We start from the raw sequence: 25,786 nt of genomic DNA, 5'->3' as shown, positions 1-25,786 counted from the left end.
TAGCTGGTTGGCGCGGACGGGTCTTCGTGAGGCTGATCCTACGTCTGCGGGTCAGGCGGACGTGCGGTGAGGGTGGCCAGCAGGGTGCCTGGGTCGGGGTGGGCGTCGAGGAGATCTCCCACATGCGCACGGGTGCCGCGCAGCGGGTCGGTCATCGGAACCCGCTGCAGCGCCGGCGCGCCGTCGATATCGAAGATGATCGCGTCCCAGCTGGCGGCGGCGACCGCACCGGGGTAGCGGCGTACCGCCTCCCCGCGGAAGTAGGCACGGGTGTCCTGCGGCGGGTGCAGGACGGCGGCGTCGACCTCCTCCTCGCTGACGAGCCGTTCCACCGCGTCGGCAGCGACCAGCCGGGAGTAGATGCTGCGTTCGGGGCGCAGATCGGACCACTGCAGGTCGAGGGCAGCCAACCGGGGAGCGTCCCAGCCGAGACCGTCGCGGCGGCGCATGGCTTCCAGCACCCGGAGCTTGGCGACCCACTCCACCTCCCGCGCGCAGGACGCCGGATCGTCACCCAGCCTGGTCAGCACGTGGGCCCAGCGCGTCAGCACATCGGCGGTCTGTGCGGCTGCCGGGTCTGGTGCCGCTGCCTCAGCTGCGCTGGCGTCCCGGATCGCCTCGGTGAGCACGTCGCAGTACGTGCGCTGGATCTCCAGCGCCGTCATTCGCCTGCCGTCCTCGAGATCGAGCCTGCGGGTGAGCGTGAGATCGTGGCTGACCTCCTGGGCGGCGCGCACTGGGTCAGCCAGCCTCAACGCTGCCAGCTCCATGGGCAATCCACGCCGCTCCAGCAACCACAGCAGCAGCGCCGTGGTGCCAACCTTCAGGTAGGTGGAGACCTCGAACTGGTTCGCATCACCCACGATGACGTGCAGCCGCCGGTACCGGCTGGACTCGGCATGCGGCTCATCGCGGGTGTTGATGATCGGGCGCCGTAGCGTCGTCTCCAACCCGACCTCTGCCTCGATGAAGTCGGCACGCTGGCTGAGCTGGTAGCCGCCCTCGTCGCTGCGCTGTCCGCGTCCGACCCGTCCTGCGCCACAGATCACCGGCCTGGTCACCAAGAACGGCGTCAAGGCAGCGACGATATCCTCGAACGGGACGGCGCGCTCGACGAGGTAGTTCTCGTGTGTTCCGTAACTGGCGCCCTTGCCGTCGGTGTTGTTCTTGTAGAGGGCGATCTCGGGCATGCCCGCGATCTGGGCGAGGAGGCGGCTCGACCGCAGCAGCACCTGCTCTCCGGCACGGTCCCACAGGACGGCGTCCCGAGGGGTGGTGACCTCCGGGCTGGAGTACTCGGGGTGGGCATGGTCGACGTAGTACCGCGCGCCGTTGGGCAGGATCACGTTGGCAACGGTGGCCGGCTCGGGCTGCGGACCGGGGCGTCGCCGCAAGGTGACCCGGTGCAGATCACCCTCGGGGGCCGGTCGCTGCGGGTCGTCGGTGAGCAGGCTCGGGTCCGCCTCGGCGCGGTCGAGCCGGAAGCCGCGCGCATCGCGCAGCGGGTCCTCGTCCTGGTAGTCCCACCGTGCGCGCGCCGATCCGGGCATGCCCTCGTTCGCATAGGCGGTGACGAGCTGGGCGGACATCACCATCGGGTTGGCTGCCGGGTTGCCGACCCCGAGCAGGCCGTACTCGGTCTCGATGCCCATCACACGCCGCACAGTCACGACGCCCACCCTATGTGCCTACAGATACTGGCCGGTGGGGCTGATGTTCTCGATGGTGCGACTGGTCCGCGGGGCGTCCTTGTGCTGCACGATCGTGCGGATGAACACGATCCGCTCCCCCTTCTTCCCGGACACCCGGGCCCAGTCGTCTGGGTTGGTGGTGTTGGGCAGGTCCTCGTTCTCCTGAAACTCATCGACGAGACCGCTGAGCAGGTGCTCCACGCGGATCCCGCGCACACCCGTGGCGAGCAGATCCTTGATGGCGGCCTTCTTCGCGCGGTCCACGATGTTGGCGACCATCGCGCCCGAGTTGAAGTCCTTGAAGTACAAGATTTCCTTGTCGCCGCTGGCGTAGGTGACCTCGAGGAACTCGTTCTCCGGATCCTCGGCGTACATCCTTCCCACCGCTCGTTCGATCATCGCGGCCACCGCGGCCGAGGCGTCGCCCCCGTGCTCGGCGAGATCGTCCGGGTGAATCGGCAGGTCAGGCGTGAGGTACTTGCTGAAGATGTCCTGCGCGGACTCGGCGTCAGGGCGTTCGATCTTGATCTTCACGTCCAGCCGGCCGGGTCGCAGGATCGCCGGATCGATCATGTCCTCCCGGTTGGAGGCACCGATCACGATCACGTTCTCGAGCCGCTCCACGCCATCGATCTCGGCGAGCAACTGCGGCACAATCGTGGTCTCCACGTCCGAGGAGACCCCCGTGCCGCGGGTGCGGAACAGCGACTCCATCTCATCGAAGAAGACCACCACCGGCACGCCCTGGGAGGCCTTCTCCCGTGCCCGGGAGAAGATCAGCCGGATGTGGCGCTCGGTCTCCCCGACGAACTTGTTGAGGAGCTCCGGTCCCTTGATGTTGAGGAAATAGCTGCGCACCGGCTCGCCCTCGGCGACGCCCTGGCCGGCGGTGTGGGCGAGGGAGGTGGCCACAGCCTTGGCGATGAGGGTCTTCCCGCACCCGGGCGGGCCGTACAACAGCAGGCCCTTGGGCGGCTTGAGCCCGTGCTCGCGGAACAGGTCGGGGTGCCCGAACGGTAGCTCGACGGCGTCCCGGATCTGTTCGATCTGCCGCGCCAGGCCACCGATGTCGGTATAGGCGACATCGGGGACCTCCTCGAGCATGAGGTCCTCGACCTCCGAGCGCGGGATCTTCTCGAATGCGAAGCCGGTCCGCGTGTCCACGGTGAGGGCATCCCCCACCCGGATACCGGTGCCGACCAGCGGCCCGGCAAGCCGTACCACACGTTCTTCCTCGGCCCGTCCCAGCACGAGGGCGCGGCCGTCGCCGAGCATCTCCTTGACGGTGACGAGCTCACCGACAGGCTCATAGCCGCCGGCAGCGACGAGGATCATGGCCTCGTTGAGCTGCACCTCCTGCCCGGGGTGCAGGGACTCCACGGCCACGTGCGGGGAGATACCCACCCGCAACTTGCGACCGGAGGAGATGACGTCGACCGTGCGATCGGAGTGCGAGCGTACGAAGACGCCGTAGCTCGCCGGCGGTCTGCTCATCTCCTCCAGCTGGGAGCGCATCTCGACCAACTGCGAACGCGCCGTGGTGAGCGCTGTGACGAGACGTTCGTTCTTCGCCGCGAGCGAGACCGCCTGCTCCTGCAACTCCCGCTCGCGTGCGGTGGTGTTCTCGGCCATCGCTGCTCCCTCCTGCGCCCGGACTCCTACTCTAGGTCAGCCTCCGTGCGGTCCGTCCCGGGGTCCGCCTGCTGGTCCGCGGGTGTGGCAGTGCCCTCACGCGCCCGGCGATGAGCATCGAAGGAACGGCGCAGCTTGCGCAGCTTCTTCGGTGAGACGTCCCGCTCGCCCAGGTCTGCCGCGAGCGCGCCTTCGTCCACGGCCACACCTTCCTCGGCGTAGGCACCGGGGGCCGGCCGACGACGCCGCAGCGGTGCACTCACGCCCGGCGCCATCCGACGGGTGGTCACGAGGAAGCCTGTATGCCCGATCATCCGGTGCTCGGGTCGCACGGCCAGGCCCTCGAGATGCCAGCCACGCACCATCGACTCCCATGCGACGGGCTCGGTGAAGCGCCCGTCTGCCTTGGCGTCCTCGGCGAAGCGCGACAGCTGGGTGGCGGTGGCGACGTAGGCGAGCAGCACGCCACCGGGCGTCAGTGCGTGCGCCACGGCGTCCAGGTTTTCCCAGGGGGCGAGCATGTCCAGGATGATCCGGTCCACCGACCCTGGTTCCACAGCCTCCGGAAGGACCTCGGCGAGATCACCGATGCGCAGTGTCCAGGCTGGGTGGGACCTGCCGAAGAAGTCCTCGATGTTGCCGCGGGCGATCTCGGCGAAGTCCTCGCGTCGTTCCACCGAGAGCAGGGAACCGGAGTCGCCCACCGCGCGCAGCAGAGACAGCGAGAGCGCACCCGAGCCGACACCTGCCTCGACCACTCGTGCACCGGGGAAGATGTCGGCCTGAGTCACGATCTGTCCGGCGTCCTTGGGGTAGATCACCGCTGCCCCGCGTGGCATCGAGAGCACGAAGTCCGCGAGCAGCGGCCGCAGGGCAAGGTACTCGATACCGGCGGTGGTGCTCACGACCGTGCCCTCCGGTGCACCGATGAGCTCGTCATGGCCGAATGAACCGCGATGCGTGTGGTAGACGCCGTCCTCGGTCAGGGTGATCGTGGTCAGTCGTCCCTTGGGATCGGTCAGCTGGACCTTGTCACCGGAGCGGAAGGGGCCCCGGCGCATCGCGGACCCGGTGGGCTGGTCGGTGGAGGCATCGGAAGTCACGGGTGGGCAGTCTACGCGCGCCGCCCGCCCAGCAGCCCCACCACCTGCGAGACCGGCACCAGTCCGAGCACCTGCGCCGGGATCAGTCCCCGGTTCGGGTCACCGGAGGGATCGGTCGGCCCGACGAGGATCACGACGGCGGCCCCTGCCTGTGCCGCTCGGGCCACCTGGGCCACGGCTTCCGGGCCACGGGTGCGGGTCACGAGCGCGGCCGGCGGGACGGCGTGCGCGACCGCGCTGAGCGGCACCTCCTGGCGGCCGGTGGCAGGCACGGCGGTCAGCGCCTGCCGGTCGACCAGGGCGACCGGCTTGCCGCGGTCATCGACCAGCACGATGCCGACCGAGGGCGTGCGGGCCAGCACCTGATCGGCATCGGCGACCGTGCCGCGGGCGTGCAGCACGTGAGCGCCGGAGGCGATCGCCGCCAGGTCGATCGCCTGGGCGCTGCGCTGGGCCTTGGCTTGCCGCAACGATGCCTGGGCCCCGGTCCACAGCACCCCGGCTACCAGGGCCGCCCAGACGGCGGTGACCACGCTCGGCCGTTCCCCGCGCAGCAGCGGCACGAGCAGGCTACCGCCGAGCACGACGACGGCGAGCACCTGCCCGGCACGGGCGGCGACGATGGTGCCCAGCGAGCGGTCCTTGCTGATCGACCAGACGGCGGCCTCGAGCAGCTTGCCACCGTCAAGCGGGAGCGCGGGCAGCAGGTTGAAGATGCCGACGAAGGCGTTGGTGTACGTGAAGGCGTCCAGGGCCAGGCCCGGGAGTCCAGGAAGGCCGTCCCCGAGGAACCAGGCGAGTGCGGCGAGCGCCAGGTTCGCCGCCGGGCCGGCCACGGAGATCAAAGCCGAGTCGCCAGGGCTGCGCAGTCCGCCGCTGAAGGAGGTGTGCCCGCCCCACAGCGTGACGACGTACTCGCGGACCGGTACCTTGCGGGCGCGGGCGGCCCAGCCATGCGCGAGCTCGTGAGCGAGCACTGAGACGAACAGGAGAGCCGGGACGGCGAGGGCCCACAGGTAGGCGATCGGGCCCGCACCCGTGAGGGACTGCAGCTGTGGTCCGACCAGGGCGACGAGGACGCCGGCGATGAGGAGCCACCCGGCAGTGACCACCACCGGCGCTCCACCGACGCTGCCGATCCGCCAACCGCGGGTGGTCTGGCCGGCTGGTCGCGGACGCGGTACGGGCCGATCAGTCATCTGGTAGCCGGTCATCCATATCTCCGGCGACGATGCGACGCAGATCGGCGACGGTGATTCCGGCAAGACTGGGAAACCTGCTGCGGCCCTTGGCTGCCGGGATGGGGACCTTGGCCTGCACGCCGATGACAGCAGCGCCCGATGCTTCCGCCGAGGCAAGACCCGGCAGCGAATCCTCGATCGCGACGCAGGACGCCGGGTCGACCCCGAGCTCTGCGGCGGCTCGCAGGTAGGGCTCCGGATGGGGTTTGCCGCGGGTGACCTCATCGCCGGTGACGATCACGGTGAACGGGTTCGGTTCCAAGGCGGCCAGCACCACATCCGTCAGCCGCCGCCAGGACATGGTGACCAGCGCGAGCGGGACTCCAGCGGCGCGAAGCTCCTCGAGCAGTTCCCGGGCCCCGGGCCGCCACGGCAGCCCGCGCGTGGCGATCCGGTCGATGACGCCCGCGATCATCAACTCGATGATCTCCTCGACGCTGCCGCGTACCCCGGCCCGGTCGCGCAGCGCGGCAGCCGAGACCTGCAACGGCATTCCGACCAGATCGGTACCGAGTGATTCGTCCCAGGAGCCGCCATGTGCGGCCGCCAACTCCATCTCGACGGCGATCCAGTAGGGCTCGGTGTCGACCAGGGTGCCGTCCATATCCCACAGGACGGCGGCGAGATCGGTCTCAGTGGTGGTTCGAGGCACTCGCCGAGTCTACGGCGTACCAGGCCTGGGGCTGGCGCCACGAGCGGACAGGAGGCGACGGCGTCGTAGGCTGGACTGGTGACCACTCCGCCACGCCACCGCGGCTCGGACCCCGACGACACCGCAGACACCGGCACCGAGGTGCCTCCGGCGATGCTCATCGCTGCGTTCGAGGGGTGGAACGACGCCGGTTCGGCGGCGAGCTCGGCGTTGGCGCACATCGCCGAATCCTGGGACGTGCGGGAGGTGAGTCGCCTCGATCCTGACCTGTTCCACGACTTCCAGGTCAACCGCCCGACGATCAGCCGTGACGAACGGGGCCACCGAGTACTCACCTGGCCGAGTACGACGGTCTCAGTGACGGCCACACCGCAGCGAGGGCGGCGGCTCGTGCTCGTCCAGGGCGTGGAGCCGTCGATGCGGTGGCGCGATTTCTGTGGCCAGCTGCTCGACATCGCCGAGGAGCTGGATGTCGGAACCGTGGTGTGCCTCGGGGCATTGCTCGCCGATGTGCCACACACCCGGCCGATTCCGGTGCAGACGAGTTCGGACGACCGGCGGGTGCAGGCGTTGCTGGACGTTGAGGAGAGCGACTACGACGGCCCGACCGGGATCACCGGGGTGCTGACTCACCTGGCTGCCGACCGCAACATGCACGCGCTGAACGTGTGGGCAGCCGTCCCGCACTATGTGGCACAACCGCCGTCGCCCAAGGCCACACTGGCCATCCTCACGGCTCTGGATGAACTGCTCGGCGAGCCCACCCCGGTGGGAGACCTGCCGGAAGACGCGAAGGCGTGGCAGGACGGCGTCGACGAGCTCGCCTCGGACGATCCGGAGGTGGCCGAGTACGTGCAGCAGCTGGAAGAGGCCAAGGACACCGCCGAGCTCCCGGAGGCTTCGGGCGAGGCGATCGCGCGGGAGTTCGAGAAGTTCCTGCGCCGCCGCGATCCTGGGCACGGGCCGGGCTGATCACCTTCTGGGCTCAGTGCTGGGGTGATCAGTGTGCTGGGGGGATCAGTCTCGCAAGTCCACACCGAGGAGCGCGTCGACGGCGTCGGCGAACAGCCCAGGGTCCCCCGCACCACGCTCACGGGCCCAGGAGTCGAGAACTCGCAACGCCTCCGGGGTGTCGAGATCGTCGGCCAGGGCAGTTCGCAACCGCTCCAGGAATTTCGCCGCTGTGGATTCTTCCCGGACGGGCTCGGCGGCAACCTGACGCCAGCGCGCGAGCCGGGTGCCGGCGATCTCCAGTTGGGGGTGTGTGAACTCCCAGGAATCGCGGTAGGTGTGGTCGAGCAGCGCCAGCCGGATCGCGCGCGGGTCCACCCCGTGGGCGACCAGGCGCGAGATGAACACCAGGTTCCCCAGCGACTTGCTCATCTTGTGGCCCTGGTAGGCCACCAGTCCCGTGTGGACGAAGCACCGGATCGGTTCCCGTGACCTGCCCTGGGTGCTCTGATCGCCGTGCGTGCCCGGATCGGGCAGGAACCGCAGATGACTGGTGCCCATCTCGTGATGCGGGAAGATCAGGTCTTGACCGCCCCCTTGCACGCTCACGGGCAGACCCAGGTAATCGGCGGCGATCGCACCGCACTCGATGTGCCATCCCGGCCGCCCGGGTCCGAGACTATGCCCGTCCCAGTGGGGCTCGCCCGGACGCTGGCCGCGCCACAGCAGCGGGTCCAACGGGGCGCGCTTGCCTGGCCGGTCCGGGTCCCCGCCGCGTTCGGCGAACAGCGTGGCCATCGCTTCCGGGTCGAGGTGGCTGAGCGAGCCGAACCGGTCGTCGGCGGAGAGGTCGGCGTAGATGTCCTGCTCGACCCGGTAGGCGGCACCGGCGGCGAGCATCGCCTCGACGGCGGTCACCAGCAGGTCCATCGCCTCCACCACGCCGATGTAGTGGTCAGGCGGCAGCACCCGCAGTGTGGACATGTCCGAGCGGAACAGGTCGATCTGGTCGTTGGCCAGATCTCGCCAGTCAACCCCGGTCGCCTCCGCCCGCTCGAGCAGCGGGTCGTCGATGTCGGTGATGTTCTGTGCGTAGCGGACGTCAACCCCGGCGTCGCGCCAGACGCGATTCAGGGTGTCGAAGGCCACATAGGTGAACGCATGGCCGAGGTGAGTGGAGTCGTAGGGAGTGATCCCACATACGTACAGGGTTCCCACGCCCTCGCTGACAGGATCGACACGTTCTCCGGTGGCTGTGTCATGCAACTGGGGACGCTGACCCCGACCGGGCAGCGCAGGGATCGCAGGGCTCGTCCAAGATTGCACGATCTCAGCCTAACGAGTGGCTCGGGCGGCTCTGACCACAGCGTGCCCTGGGTCACGTGCTCGGCAGCGGGGCAACGACTCCGGCCAGCAGCAGCGCCACGACGATCACCGACAGCACGATGCGGTAGTAGACGAAGGGGAGGTAGGAGTAGGTCGAGACGATCTTCAAGAACGCGATGATCACCACGTAGCCGACGCCGAATGCCACGATCGTGGCGAGCAGGGTGGGGCCGAAGCCCGCGGCGCCACCGGTACCTCCGCTCTTGACGAGCTGGTAGAAGCCAGAACCCAAGACGGCCGGGATCGCGAGCAGGAAGGAGTACCGCGCCGCCGCCTCCCGGGTGTAGCCCATGAGGAGGCCGGCGGTGATGGTTCCGCCGGAGCGGGACACGCCGGGCACCAACGCGAGCGACTGCGCGAAGCCGTACAACCAGGCGTGCTTCCAGGTCAACTGGGTCAGCACGCGCTCCTTCCGGCCACGGACGTCGGCGATCCCGAGGATCACCGCGAACACGGAGAGAACGAGCGCGGTGAGATAGAGGTTACGCAACGCATGCTCGATCGCATCCTGGAACAGCAGCCCGAGCACCACGATGGGGATGGAGCCGCAGATGACGAACCATCCCATGCGGGCGTCCGGATCATTGCGGGGCACCTGGTTCTTCCAGGGCCCCACCGGGAGCGCCTGGGCCCATCGGCTGATGATCCGGGCGATGTCACGTCGGAAGTAGAGCACCACCGCGGCCTCGGTTCCGATCTGGGTGATGGCGGTGAACGCCGCCCCCGGGTCCTGTCCCATCAGATCACCAACGATGCGCAGGTGCGCACTCGAGGAGATCGGGAGGAACTCGGTCAGTCCTTGTATGACCCCCAGCACGAGGGCTTCCCACCATGTCACGAGGCCCAACGATAACCGGCCGACCCGGTCATGACGGGTAACCTCGCTGCCATGCAGACACGGCGACTGGGCGCGAGCGGACTGCGTGTCTCCTCGGTGGCACTGGGAACGATGACCTGGGGGCGCGACACCGACGAGCACGAGGCTGCCGAACAGCTCAAGGTCTTCCTGGATGCCGGAGGAACGCTGCTGGACACGGCAGCCACCTACTCCGGAGGCATGGCAGAAGAGGTCATCGGTGGTCTGCTGGGCACGGTCGCCGAACGCGACGAGTTGTTGCTGTGCTCGAAGGCCGGCGTGCGAGACGGCCGTGTGGACGCCTCTCGGGGCGCGTTGCTCGACGGGCTCGACGCCACCTTGAAGCGGTTGGGGACCGATCACCTCGACGTGTGGCTCGTCCAGGCCCCTGATCCAGGCACCCCGCTCGAGGAAACCGTCTCGGCGCTGCGCCACGCTGTCGACAGCGGCCGCACCCGGTATGTCGGGCTCGCGAACCATCCCGCCTGGCAGACCGCACGCGCGGCCACCTTGCTGGAGTGCGGACCGGGTCTGTCGCCGGGTCTCTCCCCTGGCCTGGCAGCAGTGCAGATGGAGTTCTCTCTGCTGCAGCGCGGGATCGAACGTGAACTCCTCCCAGGTGCCAGGGCTCTCGGTGCGGGCGTGCTCGCCTGGTCTCCCCTGGGACGCGGAGTGCTCAGCGGCAAGTACCGGCGCTCGGTACCCGCCGACTCCCGGGCGGCATCTCCGCACCTGCGCGGGTTCGTCGAGCCCTATCTGACCGACGGCTCGCGCAGCGTGGTCGAGGCCGTGGTTACGGCTGCGGACGGACTGGGCCGTGCACCGGTCGAGGTGGCCCTGGCCTGGGTGCGGGACACGCCCGGGGTGAGCTCCGCCGTCGTGGGAGCACGGACCCCAGCCCAACTACGGGGCTCACTGGCAGCGGTGGACCTGGAACTTCCCGAGCAGATCCGGGATGCGCTCGACGAGATCACCGCACCAGTCCTCGGGTATCCCGAGCGTCGCTGAGGCCCGTCCGACTCAGCGACTCAGCGATGAGTGCGCAGCGATCAGCGCTCAGCGCTGGTCGTCCACCTCGACCTCAAGATCGTCGTCGTAGGCGTCGGAGTCATCACTGTCATCGGTGTCGAACTCGTCGAGGTCATCATCCTCGAGATCGTCCTCATCGCCGTCATAGACGACGAACGGAGTGTCCACCCCGAGCTCGTCGTAGAGCATCTCGTCGTAGTTCTCGAAGGCGTCAGCGAGTGCCGCGGCCGCGTTCAGCACGGTCGGGTCGTCATCCTCCGGAGCACCCTCGGCAGCGTCGAGGTGAGCCTCAAAAGCGGTGAGGAGATCGTCCAGCGCAGCGCGCAGATCCTTGGCCATGGCCTGACCGTAGCACCTTCAACCGGCTGGGTGGAGAGCCATTTTCGGCCCGGTCCAGTGCGCTCTGGCACACCCGGCCCCGCTGCTGACCCACACTCGGGCCGGGGGCGACTATGGTGTCGCCATGGCAGGAACTCCCGCAACACGATCGACACGATCGACACGGTCGGCCGCTCAGTACGAGTTCCGCGTGGTCTCCATCCCGCCGAGCGCGAGCCGCACCGATGTGCGCCAGCTGCTCACCGAGCAGGCCGAGTACGGCCGCTGGGAGCTCTCGCGCCACCGCATCTACCTGGGCGGGGTGCGGAAGGTGTGGTTGCGCCGCAAGATCATCCGGGTGGTCAGCACCCTGTGAGCCAGAGCGGTCGCAGCCTCAGCAGGTCCGCAGGAACCGCTCCAGCACGCGGACGCCGAACTCCACCGCCGCCACCGGCACACGCTCATCCACGCCGTGGAACATGCCGGCGAAATCTAGCTCAGGTGGCAGCTGCAGTGGGGCGAAACCGTATCCGGTGATCCCCAGATCGGCGAGGTGCTTGTTGTCCGTGCCGCCCGAGAGCATGTACGGAAGCACGACGGCGCCCGGGTCCTCCGCGTCCAGCGCGTCGACCATCCGGTCCACCAGGTCGCCGCTGAACGGCACTTCCAGAGCGATCGAACGCTGCACGTCCTCGAACCGAATGCCCTCCCCTGCCAGTTTACGCAGCGTCGCCATCGTCTGCTCTTCCTGGCCCGGCAGGAAGCGCACGTCGATGACCGCCTCGGCTCCTCCCGGCACGACATTCGCCTTGTAGCCGGCGTCCAACTGCGTGGGGTTGGCCCAGGTCGAGAGCGTCGCCCCGACGAACTTGCTCGCCGATCCGAGTGAGGTGACCAGCGCATCGATTGACGCGCGGTCCTGCGGGTCGTAGGCGATCCCGGTCACGTCTGAGACGCCGTCCAGCAGGGCGCGCACGGTCGGCGCCAGCTCGGTGCCCCACGAGTGAGCGCCGATCCGCGCAACTGCTCCGGCGAGCCGGGTGACGGCGTTGTCAGTGTTGATCTGAGAGCCGTGCCCTGCCGTGCCTTCGGCAATCATCCGCAGCCACGCGATGCCCTTCTCCGCCGTCTGCAGCAAGTAGGCGCGCTGACCGCCCAGCTCCACGGAGTAGCCGCCGACTTCGCTGATCGCCTCAGTCGCACCGGCGAACAGCTCTGGACGGTTCTCCACCGCCCACCGGGCGCCGTAGGTACCGCCGTGTTCCTCGTCGGCGAAGAAGGCGATGATCAGATCGCGAGGCGGCTGCCAGCCGTTGCGCTTCATGTCCCGCACCACCGCGAGGATCATCGCGTCCATGTCCTTCATGTCCACGGCACCCCGGCCCCAGATCATGCCGTCCATCTCGTCGCCGCCGAAGGGGTCCATCTTCCAGTCCCGGGCCTGTGCCGGCACCACATCGAGGTGGCCGTGCACCACCAGGGCGGGCCGGAAGGAGTCCGCGCCTGGAATGCGCAGCACCACGTTGGCGCGCCGGTCGGCGGACTCGAAATACTCGGGCTCATAGCCGACCTCGGTGAGCAGTCCCATCACATACTCGGCGGCTTCGCGCTCTCCGGGCCCGGAGCCGTCCCCATAGTTGGAGGAGTCGATCCGGATCAGTTCGCGGCAGATGCGGACCGCATCCAGCTCAGCAGCAGTGGGCGTAGGGGTCTGGGTGCTCATGAGTGCAGTCCTCGGCGTCGCAGCAACGGGTCGATGATCGGGTCGCGGCCTCGCAGGTCGCGATAGGAGTCGAGCGGGTCCTGGCTGTGGCCACGGGAAAGGAGAGCATCGCGAAAGCGCTGCCCGGCAGCCCGGTTCAGCCCGCCGTCCTCATTCTCGCTGGCCTCCTGGCGGAACCAGTCCACGGTATCGGCGTCTAGCACCTCGCTCCAGATGTAGGAGTAGTAGCCGGCGTCATAGCCGCCGCCGAAAGTGTGGTTGAAGTAGGTGGTCCGGTACCGCGGCGGCACCAGCGGATAGGCGAGACCGTGCTCGTCCAGGGCACGTGCCTCGAAGGCTTCCACCTCGTTTGCCTGGGTCGGGACCTCATCGGGGGTAAGGCGGTGCCAGGCTTGGTCGAGCAGGGCGGCGGCAAGATACTCGGTGGTCGCGAAGCCCTCCCCGAATGACTGGGACTGCCGCAGCCGATCCAGGAGCTCGGCCGGCATCGACTCGCCGGTGGCGTGGTGCCGAGCGAACCGGGCCAGCACCTGCGGGTGCCAGGCCCACATCTCGTTCACCTGTGAGGGGAACTCCACGAAGTCCCGCGGCACCGAGGTGCCCGAGACGGACGGGTAGCGAGAGTCGGCGAACAGGCCGTGCAGGGCGTGACCGAATTCGTGGAAGGCGGTGATCACCTCATCCCAGGTCAGCAGCGTCGGCTCACCTGGCCCGGGCCGGTTGATATTGAGGTTGTTGACCACCACGGGGCGACGATCGAGCAGTCCGGAGCCATCGACGAGATGGTGCATCCATGCACCGCCGCGCTTGCCCTCCCGCGCGTAGTAATCGGCCACGAACAGGCCCAGGCCGGTTCCGTCGGCCTCGAACACCTCGTAGACGCGCACCCTGTCCGCATACCCCTGCAGGTCCTCACGGCGGGTGAAGGTGATGCCGTACAACTGCTCTGCGGCGTAGAAGACACCGTCGTGGATCACACGGTCCAGCTCGAGATACGGGCGCAGAGCACCCTCGTCGAAGGAGTAGCGATCCTGGCGCACGCGGTCGGCGTAGAACGCCCAGTCCCAGGCTTGCAGGCTCGCGCCGGGCTCGTCGCGCTGCAACGCCTGCTCGAGCTCGTCCGCCTCCTGCCGGGCGTTGCGGACGGCCGGCCCAGCCAGCTGGCCGAGCATGCCGGTGACGGCGTCCGCCGTCTTGGCTGTGGCGCCCTGGGCGACGTAGTCGGCGTGGTGAGCGAATCCGAGCAACTCGGCACGTTCGGCGCGGATGCGGGCGAGCTCCAGCACGATTTGGCGGGTGTCAGAGGCTGTATCCGGCCCCGTGCCGCGGGAGACGGAGGCAATGTGCACCCGCTGGCGCAGACCGCGGTCGGGCGCCTGACCGACGATCGGCTGCGCGGTGGGCAGACCGAGGGTGACCAGCGCACCGCCCTGGCCACGGTCGGCTGCCGCCTGCTGGAGACCGGAGATGGTGCTCTCGGCCAGTCCGGACAACTCGGCATCGGCGACGGGAACGGCCGCCGCCTCGAGACCGCTGACCACGCGCTGGGCGAACTGGGTCTGCAGGGCGGTGATCTGGGCATTGAGGTGCCGGAGCCGGCTACGGCCGGCCGCGTCGAGCCCGATGCCGGAACGTTCGTACCTGGTGAGGTACCGGTTCAGCACCCAGGCGGTCTCGTCGTCGTGCGTGGCACCGGCCAGTTCACGGAGCCGGTCGTGGATGCGATCGTCGAGCCAGAGCGCGTCGGCGTGCTCGGCCAGCCGCGGGGCGTACTCGGCTTCGATGTCGCGAAGCTCATCGGTGCCGACGGAGCTGACGAGGGTGTGGAAGACGTGCTCGACTCGCGTGAGCAAGGCTCCTGAGGACTCCAGTGCGTCGAGGGTGTTCGCGACGGTCGCAAGCTCGGGCCGGGTGGCGATCCGGTCCCACTCCTGACGCTGCTGCGCCATGCCTGCCTCGAGCGCTGGACGCAGATGCTCGGTATGGACCGCTGCGAAATCAGGGAGTCCGTAGGGCAAGGACCACGGCGCGGCAAACGGGTTGTCGGGCGTGAGGACGGGGGTGGCCATGCCTCATTCATACCTGATCGTGCGGACACGAATCGCGCCTCCATCGATGGTCGCGCACGCTCGGATGATGTCGTATAGTCGTGCGCAAGCCGGAATCAGTCCCCGTCCCCCTCGGAGGCGTAGAAGTTCCGGTCAGCCGCGACCGCCGAACGGCCCCCCTCTGAACGGCCGGTCGCGCGGCGGCCCCGATTGCGCTCGACGCGTCGGGGCCGCTTTCATGTCTGCACGGCCCGCTCCCGTACCTCACCATCACCGTGATTGCGGGCCACAGGTCAGTGATCACAGCCCGATCGGTCCTGCGACCCCGCGGTTCAGTTCCTCCAGCCTCTCGACGAGCGGCAGACTGCCACCGCCTGGGTGATCGGCCGGACCCAGATTTCGATGTGATTCGGTTCACAGATCGGGATCAGACGGCTATGTTCGACGGACGTCCCCATCACGGGACGTACGTCGAACACGATGAGGAGACCCTTCATGCGTCGATCCGATCGATCCGGGGCGGACCGGACACGACGGGGGGCCGTTGCGATGGGCAGCGCTGCCGCCCTCGCACTGACCGCCATCATCCCGTTGAGTGCCGCATCCGCGGACGAGATCACCGATCTCGGAACAGCGTCCGACCACGGCGTCGCAGCGGAACCGGCCGGACTGCAGGCCGAGTCATCGCCGACCGGAGCCTGGCTCGTGGAGACCGAGGGCACACCGACCAGTCGCGGTGGCAGCCCGTCGGTGAACTCCCGGCATGCACGTGAGGTGATTGCTGAGGCGCAGGAGCTCGGTGTTGACCTGAGCGTCCGCAGCGAGCTCAGCTCTCTATGGACGGGCCTGTCGGTGACAATGTCGGACGCCGACGCCGCCCTGCTCGCCGGCGCCGACGGCGTTCAGGCGGTCTTCCCGGTGCTTCCGCTGGAGCTGCCGCCGACACCGACATCGGATGTGATGCCGGAGATGGTCAGCGCCATCACCATGACCGGAGCGGACATCGCCCAGAGCGAGCTCGGCTACGACGGTGAGGGGATCGCCGTCGGGATCATCGACACCGGCGTGGACTACCACCACCCGGACCTCGGAGGCTCCGGCGCGGAGACCACCTTCCCCACCGAACGGGTGCCCGTGGGGTATGACTTCGTGGGCGATGACTACAACGCCGACGACAGCAGCGTGGACTACCAGCCGGTGCCGGCGCCGGACCCCGACCCAGACGACTGCCAGAGCCACGGCACGCACGTGGCCGGGATCGTCGGAGCGGACGGTGACCCTGCAGACGGTGGGGTACGCGGTGTAGCGCCCGGTGTGACTTTCGGTGCCTACCGGGTGTTCGGCTGCGACGGCTCCACCACCTCCGACATCATGATCGAGGCGATGGAGCGGGCGTTGGACGACGGGATGGACGTGGTCAACATGTCCATCGGGGCCGCCTTTGCCTCCTGGCCTGAGTACCCGACGGCGGTGGCCAGCGCCGCTCTGGTGGACGCCGGAGTGGTCGTGGTCGCCTCGATCGGCAACGAGGGTGACCTCGGGCTGTGGGCGGCTGGAGCGCCCGGCGTGGGCGACGACGTCATCGGCGTGGCGTCCTACGACAATGTCGAGTTCATGGCGAACTCGTTCGGTACCCAGCCGGACGGCGCCGTCTACCCGTACATCTCAGCTGCCGGTGCAGCCGACGCACCGACCTCGGGCGAGCTCCCCCTGGCGATCGCGGACCTCCCGCTCGCGTGCGAGCCGCTGGCCGGTGACTATTCGGGCCAGGCGGTTGTCGTGCAGCGAGGCGGGTGCTCGTTCCACATCAAGGCCGTCAACGCCCAGGATGCTGGCGCTGCCGCGATGGTGCTGTACAACAACGCGCCAGGTCTCGTCTCCCCCACGGTGGAGGGCGAGACCCCGATCACGATTGCCGTTCCGTCACTCTCCCTCGATGACGGTTTGGCACTCGTGGCTGCCATCGAGGAAGGGCAGGCGGCCGAGCTGGTGTGGAGCGATGAGACGATTTCTGCACCGAACCCGACTGGTGGGCTCATCTCCGACTTCAGCTCCTACGGCATGACGGCAGACCTGCAGCTCAAGCCCGATCTGGGCGCACCGGGTGGGCAGATCTGGTCGACGATGCCGCTCGAGCAGGGCGGATACGGATCGAAGTCGGGCACGTCGATGGCATCGCCGCATGTGGCGGGCGCGATCGCACTCCTGCTGCAGGCGCGAGACGACCTCGACCCCGGTGAGATCAAGGATGTGCTGCAGAATTCAGCCGATCCCACGCTGTGGTCACTCAATACCGACTTCGGTCTGCTGGAGCCGGTGTTCCGCCAAGGGGCCGGGATGCTCGACATCGATGCGGCGATCCTGTCCACCACGCGGGTCTCCCCCGGCGCGATCGAGCTCGGCGAGAGCGAGCACGGCCCGGTCTCGCGCACGGTGACGCTGCACAACGACGGCGGCACTGACGTCACGTACACGGTCTCGGCCGAGGATGCGATCGCCACGGGCGGGGATCCGGACGACCCGACGTTCCTGTACGGCGTCAGCAGCGTAGATGTCCCTGCGCAGATCACGGTTCCCGCGGGTTCCAGTGTGTCGGTCGATGTGACGATCGCTCCGAGCGCCGATCTGGAGCAGGCGCAGTACGGCGGGTACCTGACCCTGATGCCCGAGGACGGTGAACCGATCCGGGTGCCCTACGTCGGGTACGCCGGTGACTATCAGGAGGTGCCGCTGCTCACCGACATCGGGTACGGGCTACCGGTACTCGGCCAGCTCACCGCGTGCGACCGCCTGATCGGAGCGGACTGCACGATGAACGGCGAGTGGGATCTAATGCCGGACGGCGCCACCTACTCGATGGCCGATGGCGATGTGCCGACGTTCCTGGTGCACCTGGAGCACCCGGCTCAGTCGCTGGAGATGACTGTCTACGCCGCCGTCGACGGTGAGCGTGGCGCAGCCATCGGTCCGACAGCGACGTTCCTGGCGTCGGAGTATGTGGGACGTTCGGGAGGTGCGGAAGCGTTCACGCCGTACACGTGGGACGGGGTGCTCGCCTCGGTCTACCGGGCCGGGCGACACAACACCGAGTGGTCGGTGCCGGATGGTGACTACATCATCGGCCTGACCGTGGTGAACGCCCTCGGCGACCCGGAGAACCCCGATCACGTGGAGAGCGCCGATACCGCGGTGTTCACCATCGACCGGGACGGTGACGGCAACCCACCGAGCGAGTTCCGCGAGCAGCTGCGGGATGTGCCTCCGAAGATGAAGGGCGAGTTGCGCTGCATCATGCTGGGTCAGTGCTGACCGGCTGACCGGCTGACCGGCTGACCCTCACCGCACCTGCAGTGGTCGGTCCACGGGCGGCAGGTCCCGAACTGAACGGCTCGGGACCTGCCGCCGTCAGCCGCTCACGTGTGAGCCTGAGCACTCGGCCCGTGGGTCGCCGGTTACGGATCTAGAAGCCGGTCATGGTATGTTTACCGGCGTCGCGAACGCCCCTGTGGGAGTGTTCGCCTCACCCTTGTCCGGGTGGCGGAAATGGCAGACGCGCTAGCTTGAGGTGCTAGTGCCCGTATAGGGCGTGGGGGTTCAAGTCCCCCCTCGGACACCATGTGTGGCCTGCAGGTTTACACACCAGCAGGAACCAGGACCACAAGGGAGCGGTCCTCCACCCGTCCGGACCCAGCGCAAATGCTCGTCCACCTCCGGGTCTGTGCTGCCACCTGTGGGTACGGTCCGGCGCTGCGGGGACGGACCGACTGGCTGCGGGCCGGAAGACGGTGCGGCGGCCGGATTTCGCTTCGCAGGCATGCCGCCTGGATTCACCGAGGCCATCCCATGGCGCAGCGCGGGATAGGCGCGCGAATTGGCCGCGATCACCGGGTGCAGATCCCAGCGCCGGGCAGCGATCTCGGCCCAGTGTTCAGGAGGAGGAGTCCTCGGGTCCCTGGCAATGAACCACTCACGATCCCCCTGGCCACCAACCACGCCGACACGTGATCCCACGCCGCCCCGGACTCACGGTCGGCCGGTCCCCCGCCGCCTCCACAGCGGCAGCGCGCTGATCCAGGACGATCACAACCTCCACCGCCACATCCTCCGGGGCACCCGATCAGGGCACCGGAGCGTTGAGGTCTGCCGCCCACGTGCGGATCGCCTCGCGCTCCGACTCGTCGCACACGTACCCGTAGCCAGCCCCAGCGTCAGTCCACTCGTCGTAGTAGGTGAGCGCATAGCAGTCGGCCATCTTCTCGCTGCTACCCTCGAACAGCCCCTGGTCCAGGAGCCGTTCGTAGTCACTAGATCCATCCCTGAATCTCGCGGAATCCGCTCTCTGATAAACGTGGGCCAGCTCGTGCACGAGGGTCGTCCGCAATTCGTACTCACTGTCGTACTCGCTTTCGGCGAGCATGTGGACAGTGAGTGAATCGCCGGTAACGCATCCAATCGCGTCGTCATCGCATACGGTCGCAGCGTCCCAGAGGATGGTGATGAAGCCGTGTCCGGCGTTGTCGACGAAGCCCTCACTGAGGGTGCCTGTGTCATTGATGCGTCGGTCTTCAGCATCAGCGATGTGCCCTTCCAGTTCCTCTCGGTACCGCTGCGCGTCCCGCGCCAGGCCCTCGGCCAGGTAAGGCGAATCGGCCGATGCCGCTCGCTCCTCGAGCAGTTCGAACCAGACAGGGCGGGTGACCAGCGGTGCGACGGGGTTGCCCTCGAGTTGGGCGGCGAGCTCGTAATACCGCTCTCGCTCCGCCTCGTAGACCGCCATATGCTCGTCCGCCTCCGCGTCTGCGCTGCCGCCTGCAGGAGCGGACGGCGTCGAGGACTGGAACGCGGAGGGGGACCGGGACGGGGACGCGGACGGGTCCCTTCCAGCGCCGGTGGGATTTGGATCGTCCGATGCCAAAAGCGCGCCGGAGCACGAGAAGAGTGCGACCACGAGGACGAGAGCGGTGAGGCAGCCTCCGGCCGCGAGCCCCCACGCGGAGCCACGGCGCGGCGGCTGTGGGTACGGTCCGGCGGGCCGCTGCGGGTACTGACCGATGGGCTGCGGGCCCGCAGAGGGGGCAGCATGCCCTGGCTGCGGCCGCGTGCCGCCTGGGTTCACCGAAGCCATCCAGTGGCGCAGCGCGGGATAGGCACGCGGATTGGCCGCGATCACCGGGTGCAGATCCCAGCGCCGGGCAGCGATGTCGGCTAAGTGCTCAGGAGGAGTCCTCGGATCCCTCGCAATGAACCACTCACCATCCCCCTGACCACCAACCACAAGGAGAGAGTATCGCAGAGTCGCACTGCTCCAGCGGAGCCTTGGCACGTCTCAGCACTCTCGTTACAACGTCCCGATCCGTCACCATGGCCAGGCCCGCCCGCGGACAGGTGCGTGGTCCGTCGCTGTGCCAACTCCTCACCAAAACTCGACCATGAGCGACTTTGTTCGAACAATCGATCAGTGTCGATGACCTGCGATGCAACGAAAACTCGATACCCAATCCGCTTGTGTGATGCTTGTCACCACGCTACGGTCCGTATGTCCTAACAAATGCGAAGGAGCGTCCATGGCACCGAACCTCCACCGTCCGCCCGCGACCCACACTCGACCCGGGCCGAGCGACCACCAACGCAATCACAACTGACGCAACCGAGACTGGCAGGAGGTTCACATGCGCATCGCAGTACTCGGAGCGGGGCGGATCGGTATCGCCCACCTCTCGACCTTGGCCGCCGCGCCCGATGTCGACGAGCTGATCGTTGCGGACCCCGACGGTGAGCGGTCTGCATCCGCTGCACGCGCGGTCGGGGCGACGTCGATGTCGATCGACGAGGCCCTGGCTAACTCACCCGATGGCATCGTCATCACGGCACCCACGCCAGCACACCCTGACTTGATCCGCGCCGGGATCGCGGCCGGGATACCCGTCTTCTGCGAGAAACCTCTCGCGCAGGACGTCACCAGCTCACGCACGCTCGTCGAGGACTGCGAGCGTAGCGAGGTGCCGGTGCAGATTGGGTTTCAGCGCCGGTTCGACGCTGGCTATCGCGCCGCGCGCGAGGCGCTGAGTCGAGGCGATCTCGGAGAGCTGCGCCGGGTCCACCTCATGACGTGCGACCCGGCACCACCGCCGGCGGAGTACATCGCCAGCAGCGGAGGGATCTTTCGCGACTGCCACGTCCACGACTTCGACGTCTTGCGGTGGGTCACCGGGTCCGAGGTAGCCACGGTCCACGCCGTCGGAGCCAACCGCGGAGCCGATTACTTCCGCGATGCGCACGACGTGGACGAGTCGGCTGCTCTGCTCACCATGACCGACGGTACCCTCGTGACGCTGTCGGGATCGCGGTACAACGGGGCCGGATACGACGTCAGGATGGAGCTGGCAGGCACGGTAGCGACACTGCTCGTGGGACTGGACGAGCAGTCACCCCTGCGAAGTGCTGAGGCAGACGTCCCCTTTCCGACTGGTGCGCCACACTCGGATTTCCAGCACCGGTTTGCGACTGCGTATGCCACCGAGCTCCAGGAGTTCGTGCGCGTCGTCCGCGGCGAGGTCGCGAACCCGTGTACGCCGCGGGATGCCCTCTCCGCGCAGCTGATCGCCGAGGCGGCACAGACGTCCCAGCACGAGGGGCGCACCGTCGATATGGCTGAACTGAATCTGTGAAGGAACGTGGACCGCGAGTAGGGCGGTCCTCAAGGACAATCACCACCATGAAGTACAACCACCCAACAGGGGCGACCCATCGCCCCTGTGGATTCCAAAGGAGGAAGCCATGACGAAGAAGATGGTGAAGGTGGGCCTGGCGGCCCTCATCGCTGCACCCCTGGCCCTGGTTGGCTGCTCAACGGCGTCGGAGGACCCCACCGCAGCCGGGGGTACCGGCGAGGGCGGGTCGGGCAACTCAGGAGGGGAGACGATCGCGGTCGTCACTCACGGAACCCCGGGCGATGCCTTCTGGGACGTTGTCAAGAGCGGTGCCGAGCAGGCTGGTGACGACCTCGGAGTCACCGTGACCTATCAGGGCGACGGCGACCCTGTGGAGCAGTCGCAACTGATCCAGGCTGCCGTGGCCTCCGACATCGATGGTCTCATCGTCTCCATGTCGAACCCGGATGGCGTTCGCGGCGCCGTGGAGGCAGCAGTGGCCGCAGGGGTCCCGGTCATCACCATCAACTCCGGGTTGGAACAGTCCCAGGAGTTCGGCGCCCAGACGCACGTTGGTCAGAGCGAGTTCATCGCCGGGCAGGGTGCCGGCGAGCAGTTGGGCGAGGCCGGCGTCACCAACCTGGTGTGCATCGTTCACGAAGCCGGGAACACCGGGCTGGAGGATCGGTGTGCTGGTGCGGCCGATACCTTAGGAGGCACGGTCTCCAACGTGCAGGTCGACGTCGCCAACGTCGCCGACGCCCAGAACACCATCGAGTCCCAGCTGCTCTCCGACGAGAGCATCGACGGTGTTCTCACCCTGAACCCGGGCATCGCCGTGGCTGCCGCTCAGGCCATCGAGTCCTCCGGCTCAGCCGCACAGCTGGCTACCTTCGACGTCAGCGAGGATGTGCTCGAGCTCGTCCAGGACGGCAGCATCATCTTTGCTGTCGACCAGCAGCCCTACGCGCAGGGCTACGTCCCGGTGAGCCTGCTCACCCTGCAGGCCCGCAACGGCGACGTCGTCGGTGGCGGTCACCCCATCTACTCCGGTCCCGGATTCATCACCCAGGAGAACGCCGCTCAGGTGGCCGAGTTCGCTGAGAACGGAACCCGCTAGATGAGCGCCGCAACCCTGACAGCCACCGACGAGCGGGTGGTGAGAACACACCCGCTCGTCGTGCTGCTCCAACGACCGGAAGTCGGCGCCGCCGTCGCGGCCCTGGCGATCTTCATCCTCTTCTCCAGCCTGACCCAGGCGTTCCTGACGCCGGCAGGAGTTTCGACGTGGCTCTACTCGGCCTCGCTCTACGGGATCATGGCGGTCGCCGTGTCGATGCTGATGATCGGTGGTGAGTTCGACCTCTCGACGGGCGCCATGACGGGCACCTCCGGCCTGATGGTTGGTGTGATGGCCACCCACTACGAGATCAACGTGTGGCTGGCTGTGATCATCGCGCTGGTCGCCTCGCTCGGAATCGGCGCATGGAACGGGTGGATCACGATGAAGACCGGGCTCCCGAGCTTCATCGTGACCCTGGCGACCTTCTTCATCCTGCAGGGCATCAACCTCGCGGTCACGAAGTTGATCACCGGAACAGTGGCGATCCAGGGCATGTCCGACGTGCCCGGTTTCGAGCAAGTGAAGGTGATCTTCGGATCAGTCATCAGGTTCGGTGATTTCAGTCTGCGTGCCTCGGTTCTGTGGTGGATCGCATTGACTGCCGCGGCCACCTGGGTGCTGCTGCGCACTCGCGCAGGCAACTGGGTGTTCGCCGTCGGGGGCCAGTCTCACTCCGCCCGCCAGGTCGGTGTCCCGGTGGTTCGCACCAAGATCTTCCTGTTCATGGGAACGGCCGGTGCCGGTTGGCTGGTGGGGATGCTTTCGCTGTTCGACGTCGGCACGGTCCAGGCGACCACCGGTATCGGGCAGGAGTTCATCTACATCATCTGCGCCGTCGTCGGCGGTTGCCTCCTCACGGGTGGTTACGGCTCGGCCATCGGCGCAGCGATCGGTGCCCTGATCTACGGCATGGCACTCCAGGGCATCGTCTTCGCGCAGTGGGATAACAACTGGTTGAAGGCGTTCCTCGGAGCGATGCTGCTGCTGGCCGTACTGGTCAACCTCTACGTCCGCCGACAGGCAGGAGTCAGGTCATGAGTGAGGACACCGCGCGGGCCACCGAACCCGACCCCGGCGTGCCGATCCTGGCGATGACGCAGATCGCCAAGCACTACGGATCGAGTATCGCGCTGCAGGATGTCGACGCCCACATCCACGCCGGCGAGGTCCTGTGCGTACTGGGTGACAACGGCGCCGGTAAGTCGACGTTCATCAAGATCATCGCAGGAGCGCACCAGCAGACCGAGGGCACGCTGGCCGTCTACGGCCACAGCCGCAGGTTCGCAAGCCCCAGGGATGCCCTCGACGCCGGGATCGCGACCGTCTACCAGGATCTCGCCGTCGTACCGCTGATGTCGGTGTGGCGGAACTTCTTCCTGGGGTCCGAGATCACCCGTGGCTGGGGACCGTTCCGGCGCCTCGACGTCGCCGCGATGAAACAGATCGCCAAGGACGAGCTGAAGAGGATGGGAATCGACCTGCGTGATGTGGACCAGCCGATCGGGACGCTGTCGGGAGGTGAGCGACAGTCGGTAGCTATCGCGCGGTCCGTCTACTTCGGAGCCAAGCTCGTGATCCTCGACGAGCCGACGTCCGCTCTGGGAGTCAAGCAGGCCGGCGTCGTACTGCGCTACATCGCTCAGGCTCGGGACGCCGGACTCGGCGTCATCTTCATCACCCACAACCCACACCACGCCTATCCCGTCGGTGACCGCTTCCTGATCCTCAACAGGGGCAAGAGCCTCGGACTGCACGAGAAGGCAGACATCAGCATTGCCGAGCTGACAGCGCTGATGTCGGGCGGGGCGGAGCTGGCGAGCCTCGCTCATGAACTGGAACGCGCGAGCAGCTGAGCGGCACGAGCAGGTGGCTCGTTCAACCGTCATGGCCGGTCCTGGTCGTCTCCCCCGCGGCCGGGGCTGGCCGTGCAGGCGCTATCGCGATGGCCGCCCTCGTACCCACAGCGGCAGCGCTGCCCAGAGCACACCGGCGAGAACCAGCGCAACGAGCGCGGCGATCACCCCAGCTGAGCGGCCGATCACCACGTCGAAGACGAACAGAGCGATCCCGACCACCAGAGCCGCGAGCGTCGCCAGCGCGACTTTCGCGAGTCGGTTCGCAAGCCGCACGATCTGCGGTTTGCGTCGTCGCTGGAAGAGCATCCGGTGGATGCTCACCGGGGCTACGGCCAACGCTGTCGTCGCGAGCCCGAGCACGACCAGGCACAGGTACACCGTCACCTGATCACTGCGCAGCTCGGTGAAGCGCTGCTGGAACGGAAGGGTGAGTAGGAACCCGGTGAGGATCTGGGTGCCCGTCTGAGTGACGCGGAGTTCTTGCATGAGCTCATCCCAGTTCCGGTCGGCACGCTGCTCAGCGGACTCGTGCCGCCCACCTTCCGACTGCGGTTCGGTGCTCATACGCCCAGTATCGGCACCACCATCGCTCGTCGCCCGGTGAACGGCCAGGGCTTGACTCCTGCCGCCGCTACGCTCGCCTCGTGAGCCCCAATCTCGCCCAGGTCCGAGCGTTGCTGGAGCGCCGGGGATTCCCGACATCATCGGTCCAGCCGCTCGAGGGCGGTGCCTGGTCGACGGCGTTCGCGTTCGACAGCGGTCAGGACGCCCTGATCCTGCGGCTCGGGGGCTCCACCGAGGACTACGAGGCGGATGCCTTCATCGCGCGCCTGCGTCCCGACGGAGTACCCATTCCCGATGTGCTCGCGCATGGCACGATCGACAGCGGCCCTCTCACCGGCACGACGTACGCGATCTCCGCACGGGTTCCCGGGACTGCGCTCGAGCGCGTCTCTCGTCCCCAGTGGTCAGTCCTGGTCCCCCAGCTGGCCGACATCCTGGAGTCGCTCCGGCACACTCCGGCACCCGCCGGTCACCGCGCTCAGGACTGGCGCGACCATCTGCTCCAGGTTGGCTCCTACCCATGGCAGGAGGGTTGGCGCGAACGCGCCGTGCCTGCAGCCGTGCAGCTCTTCGATCACGGTCTGGACCGGCTACGCACGACATGCCCGGTCACCGTACCGGTCTCCCTGGTGCATGCGGATTGGATCAACCGGAATGTGCACGTGGAGGACGGGCGGATCACCGGGATCTTCGACTGGGGCTGCTACCGCTTCGGCGATCACCTCTACGACCTGGCGTGGCTGGAGTTCTGGGCACCCTGGCACCGCAACCTGGACCTGCCGCTCCTGGTGCGAGAGCTGGAGAGCCGGTGGCACTCCGTCGGGATCGCACCACTGGCCGACCCTGACAGGCGACGCGCATGCCTGCTGCACATCGGCCTGGACCACATCATCTACAACATCCTGCACGGCACCACGCAGTCGCTCCTCGGCACGATGAACCGGCTCGCCCACTACCTGTGAG

Annotated in this window: 22 protein-coding genes, 1 tRNA gene and 1 pseudogene; 10 read left to right on the top strand and 14 right to left on the bottom strand. The window is 67.7% G+C overall.

Annotated elements, in window-relative coordinates:
- Positions 1-38: 38 nt before the first annotated feature.
- From dop to IM660_RS08805, 5 genes are read right to left on the bottom strand one after another with little or no spacing between them, the layout of a single operon-like run.
- Positions 39-1,670, bottom strand: a complete 1,632-nt coding sequence (dop, locus tag IM660_RS08825) for a depupylase/deamidase Dop (RefSeq protein WP_281389321.1) — start codon at positions 1,668-1,670, stop codon at positions 39-41.
- A gap of 18 nt (positions 1,671-1,688) precedes the next feature.
- A complete protein-coding gene (gene arc / locus IM660_RS08820) occupies positions 1,689-3,323 on the bottom strand; it encodes a proteasome ATPase (RefSeq protein WP_193498949.1) in 1,635 nt (544 codons plus the stop codon).
- A gap of 26 nt (positions 3,324-3,349) precedes the next feature.
- Positions 3,350-4,384: a tRNA (adenine-N1)-methyltransferase gene (locus IM660_RS08815; RefSeq protein ID WP_193499309.1), complete on the bottom strand. Its 1,035-nt coding sequence runs from the start codon at positions 4,382-4,384 to the stop codon at positions 3,350-3,352.
- 53 nt (positions 4,385-4,437) lie between these two features.
- Positions 4,438-5,640 (bottom strand): site-2 protease family protein, encoded by a 1,203-nt coding sequence (locus IM660_RS08810; RefSeq protein WP_193498948.1) that lies wholly within the window; start codon positions 5,638-5,640, stop codon positions 4,438-4,440.
- Positions 5,618-6,319 carry an HAD family hydrolase gene (locus IM660_RS08805; protein ID WP_246465224.1) on the bottom strand — a complete coding sequence of 234 codons (702 nt, stop codon included), beginning with the start codon at positions 6,317-6,319 and terminating at the stop codon, positions 5,618-5,620. The genes IM660_RS08810 and IM660_RS08805 overlap by 23 nt, the downstream gene beginning before the upstream one ends.
- A gap of 153 nt (positions 6,320-6,472) precedes the next feature.
- Here IM660_RS08805 and IM660_RS08800 point away from each other — a divergent pair, with 153 nt between their 5' ends.
- Positions 6,473-7,291, top strand: coding sequence for a PAC2 family protein (locus IM660_RS08800; RefSeq protein WP_193499307.1), 819 nt, complete (start codon positions 6,473-6,475; stop codon positions 7,289-7,291).
- Positions 7,292-7,336: 45 nt separating this feature from the next.
- On the opposite strand, the gene mshC is transcribed toward IM660_RS08800, so the two are convergent.
- Entirely contained in the window at positions 7,337-8,596 is a 1,260-nt protein-coding gene (mshC, locus tag IM660_RS08795) for a cysteine--1-D-myo-inosityl 2-amino-2-deoxy-alpha-D-glucopyranoside ligase (protein ID WP_193498947.1), read from the bottom strand.
- Positions 8,597-8,648: 52 nt separating this feature from the next.
- Complete coding sequence (locus tag IM660_RS08790; RefSeq protein WP_193498946.1) at positions 8,649-9,494, bottom strand: undecaprenyl-diphosphate phosphatase; 846 nt, start codon at positions 9,492-9,494, stop codon at positions 8,649-8,651.
- Positions 9,495-9,545: 51 nt separating this feature from the next.
- On the opposite strand from IM660_RS08790, the gene IM660_RS08785 reads away from it, so the two are divergent.
- Positions 9,546-10,520 (top strand): aldo/keto reductase, encoded by a 975-nt coding sequence (locus IM660_RS08785; protein WP_193498945.1) that lies wholly within the window; start codon positions 9,546-9,548, stop codon positions 10,518-10,520.
- Positions 10,521-10,568: 48 nt separating this feature from the next.
- Here IM660_RS08785 and IM660_RS08780 read toward each other — a convergent pair whose 3' ends face one another.
- Positions 10,569-10,880 carry a DNA primase gene (locus IM660_RS08780; RefSeq protein WP_193498944.1) on the bottom strand — a complete coding sequence of 104 codons (312 nt, stop codon included), beginning with the start codon at positions 10,878-10,880 and terminating at the stop codon, positions 10,569-10,571.
- Positions 10,881-11,004: 124 nt separating this feature from the next.
- On the opposite strand from IM660_RS08780, the gene IM660_RS08775 reads away from it, so the two are divergent.
- A complete protein-coding gene (locus IM660_RS08775; protein ID WP_193498943.1) occupies positions 11,005-11,235 on the top strand; it encodes a DUF5703 family protein in 231 nt (76 codons plus the stop codon).
- An 18-nt stretch (positions 11,236-11,253) separates the two neighbouring features.
- Here the strand turns inward: IM660_RS08775 and IM660_RS08770 are convergent, their stop codons facing one another.
- The gene (locus IM660_RS08770) at positions 11,254-12,582 is read right to left on the bottom strand and encodes a M20/M25/M40 family metallo-hydrolase (RefSeq protein ID WP_193498942.1); all 1,329 of its coding nucleotides are present in this window, start codon (positions 12,580-12,582) and stop codon (positions 11,254-11,256) included.
- A complete protein-coding gene (locus IM660_RS08765; protein ID WP_193498941.1) occupies positions 12,579-14,651 on the bottom strand; it encodes a M3 family metallopeptidase in 2,073 nt (690 codons plus the stop codon). The genes IM660_RS08770 and IM660_RS08765 overlap by 4 nt, the downstream gene beginning before the upstream one ends.
- 474 nt (positions 14,652-15,125) lie before the next feature.
- Here IM660_RS08765 and IM660_RS19925 point away from each other — a divergent pair, with 474 nt between their 5' ends.
- Both IM660_RS19925 and IM660_RS08755 read left to right on the top strand, forming a co-directional pair.
- The gene (locus IM660_RS19925; protein ID WP_193498940.1) at positions 15,126-17,939 is read left to right on the top strand and encodes a S8 family serine peptidase; all 2,814 of its coding nucleotides are present in this window, start codon (positions 15,126-15,128) and stop codon (positions 17,937-17,939) included.
- A 219-nt stretch (positions 17,940-18,158) separates the two neighbouring features.
- A tRNA-Leu gene (locus IM660_RS08755) sits at positions 18,159-18,246 on the top strand.
- Here the strand turns inward: IM660_RS08755 and IM660_RS20055 are convergent.
- From IM660_RS20055 to IM660_RS20050, 3 genes and pseudogenes are all read right to left on the bottom strand, one after another.
- Positions 18,225-18,623 carry a variant leucine-rich repeat-containing protein gene (locus IM660_RS20055; protein ID WP_484593314.1) on the bottom strand — a complete coding sequence of 133 codons (399 nt, stop codon included), beginning with the start codon at positions 18,621-18,623 and terminating at the stop codon, positions 18,225-18,227. The two genes, IM660_RS08755 and IM660_RS20055, sit on opposite strands and share 22 nt — an antisense overlap.
- 124 nt (positions 18,624-18,747) lie before the next feature.
- Positions 18,748-19,407, bottom strand: a complete 660-nt coding sequence (locus tag IM660_RS08750; RefSeq protein ID WP_193498939.1) for a hypothetical protein — start codon at positions 19,405-19,407, stop codon at positions 18,748-18,750.
- A 342-nt stretch (positions 19,408-19,749) separates the two neighbouring features.
- Positions 19,750-19,905, bottom strand: a pseudogene (locus IM660_RS20050) (variant leucine-rich repeat-containing protein); the annotation flags it as partial.
- Positions 19,906-20,299: 394 nt separating this feature from the next.
- Here IM660_RS20050 and IM660_RS08745 point away from each other — a divergent pair.
- From IM660_RS08745 to IM660_RS08730, 4 genes are all read left to right on the top strand, one after another.
- Positions 20,300-21,298 carry a Gfo/Idh/MocA family protein gene (locus IM660_RS08745; protein ID WP_193498938.1) on the top strand — a complete coding sequence of 333 codons (999 nt, stop codon included), beginning with the start codon at positions 20,300-20,302 and terminating at the stop codon, positions 21,296-21,298.
- Between the two features lie 109 nt (positions 21,299-21,407).
- Positions 21,408-22,400 carry a substrate-binding domain-containing protein gene (locus IM660_RS08740; protein ID WP_193498937.1) on the top strand — a complete coding sequence of 331 codons (993 nt, stop codon included), beginning with the start codon at positions 21,408-21,410 and terminating at the stop codon, positions 22,398-22,400.
- A complete protein-coding gene (locus tag IM660_RS08735; RefSeq protein WP_193498936.1) occupies positions 22,401-23,441 on the top strand; it encodes an ABC transporter permease in 1,041 nt (346 codons plus the stop codon).
- 53 nt (positions 23,442-23,494) lie between these two features.
- Complete coding sequence (locus tag IM660_RS08730) at positions 23,495-24,256, top strand: ATP-binding cassette domain-containing protein (RefSeq protein ID WP_425503883.1); 762 nt, start codon at positions 23,495-23,497, stop codon at positions 24,254-24,256.
- Positions 24,257-24,337: 81 nt separating this feature from the next.
- Here the strand turns inward: IM660_RS08730 and IM660_RS08725 are convergent, their stop codons facing one another.
- Positions 24,338-24,823 carry a DUF6328 family protein gene (locus IM660_RS08725; RefSeq protein WP_193498934.1) on the bottom strand — a complete coding sequence of 162 codons (486 nt, stop codon included), beginning with the start codon at positions 24,821-24,823 and terminating at the stop codon, positions 24,338-24,340.
- Positions 24,824-24,903: 80 nt separating this feature from the next.
- On the opposite strand from IM660_RS08725, the gene IM660_RS08720 reads away from it, so the two are divergent.
- Positions 24,904-25,785: a phosphotransferase family protein gene (locus IM660_RS08720; protein ID WP_193498933.1), complete on the top strand. Its 882-nt coding sequence runs from the start codon at positions 24,904-24,906 to the stop codon at positions 25,783-25,785.
- The last annotated feature ends 1 nt before the right edge of the window (position 25,786 follow it).

Origin of the sequence: Ruania alkalisoli (assembly GCF_014960965.1) — a bacterium.
Classification (GTDB): Bacteria; Actinomycetota; Actinomycetes; order Actinomycetales; family Beutenbergiaceae; genus Ruania; species Ruania alkalisoli.
The sequence above is the reverse complement of the archived record's forward strand: the minus strand, read 5'-3'. Positions and strand labels throughout refer to the sequence as shown.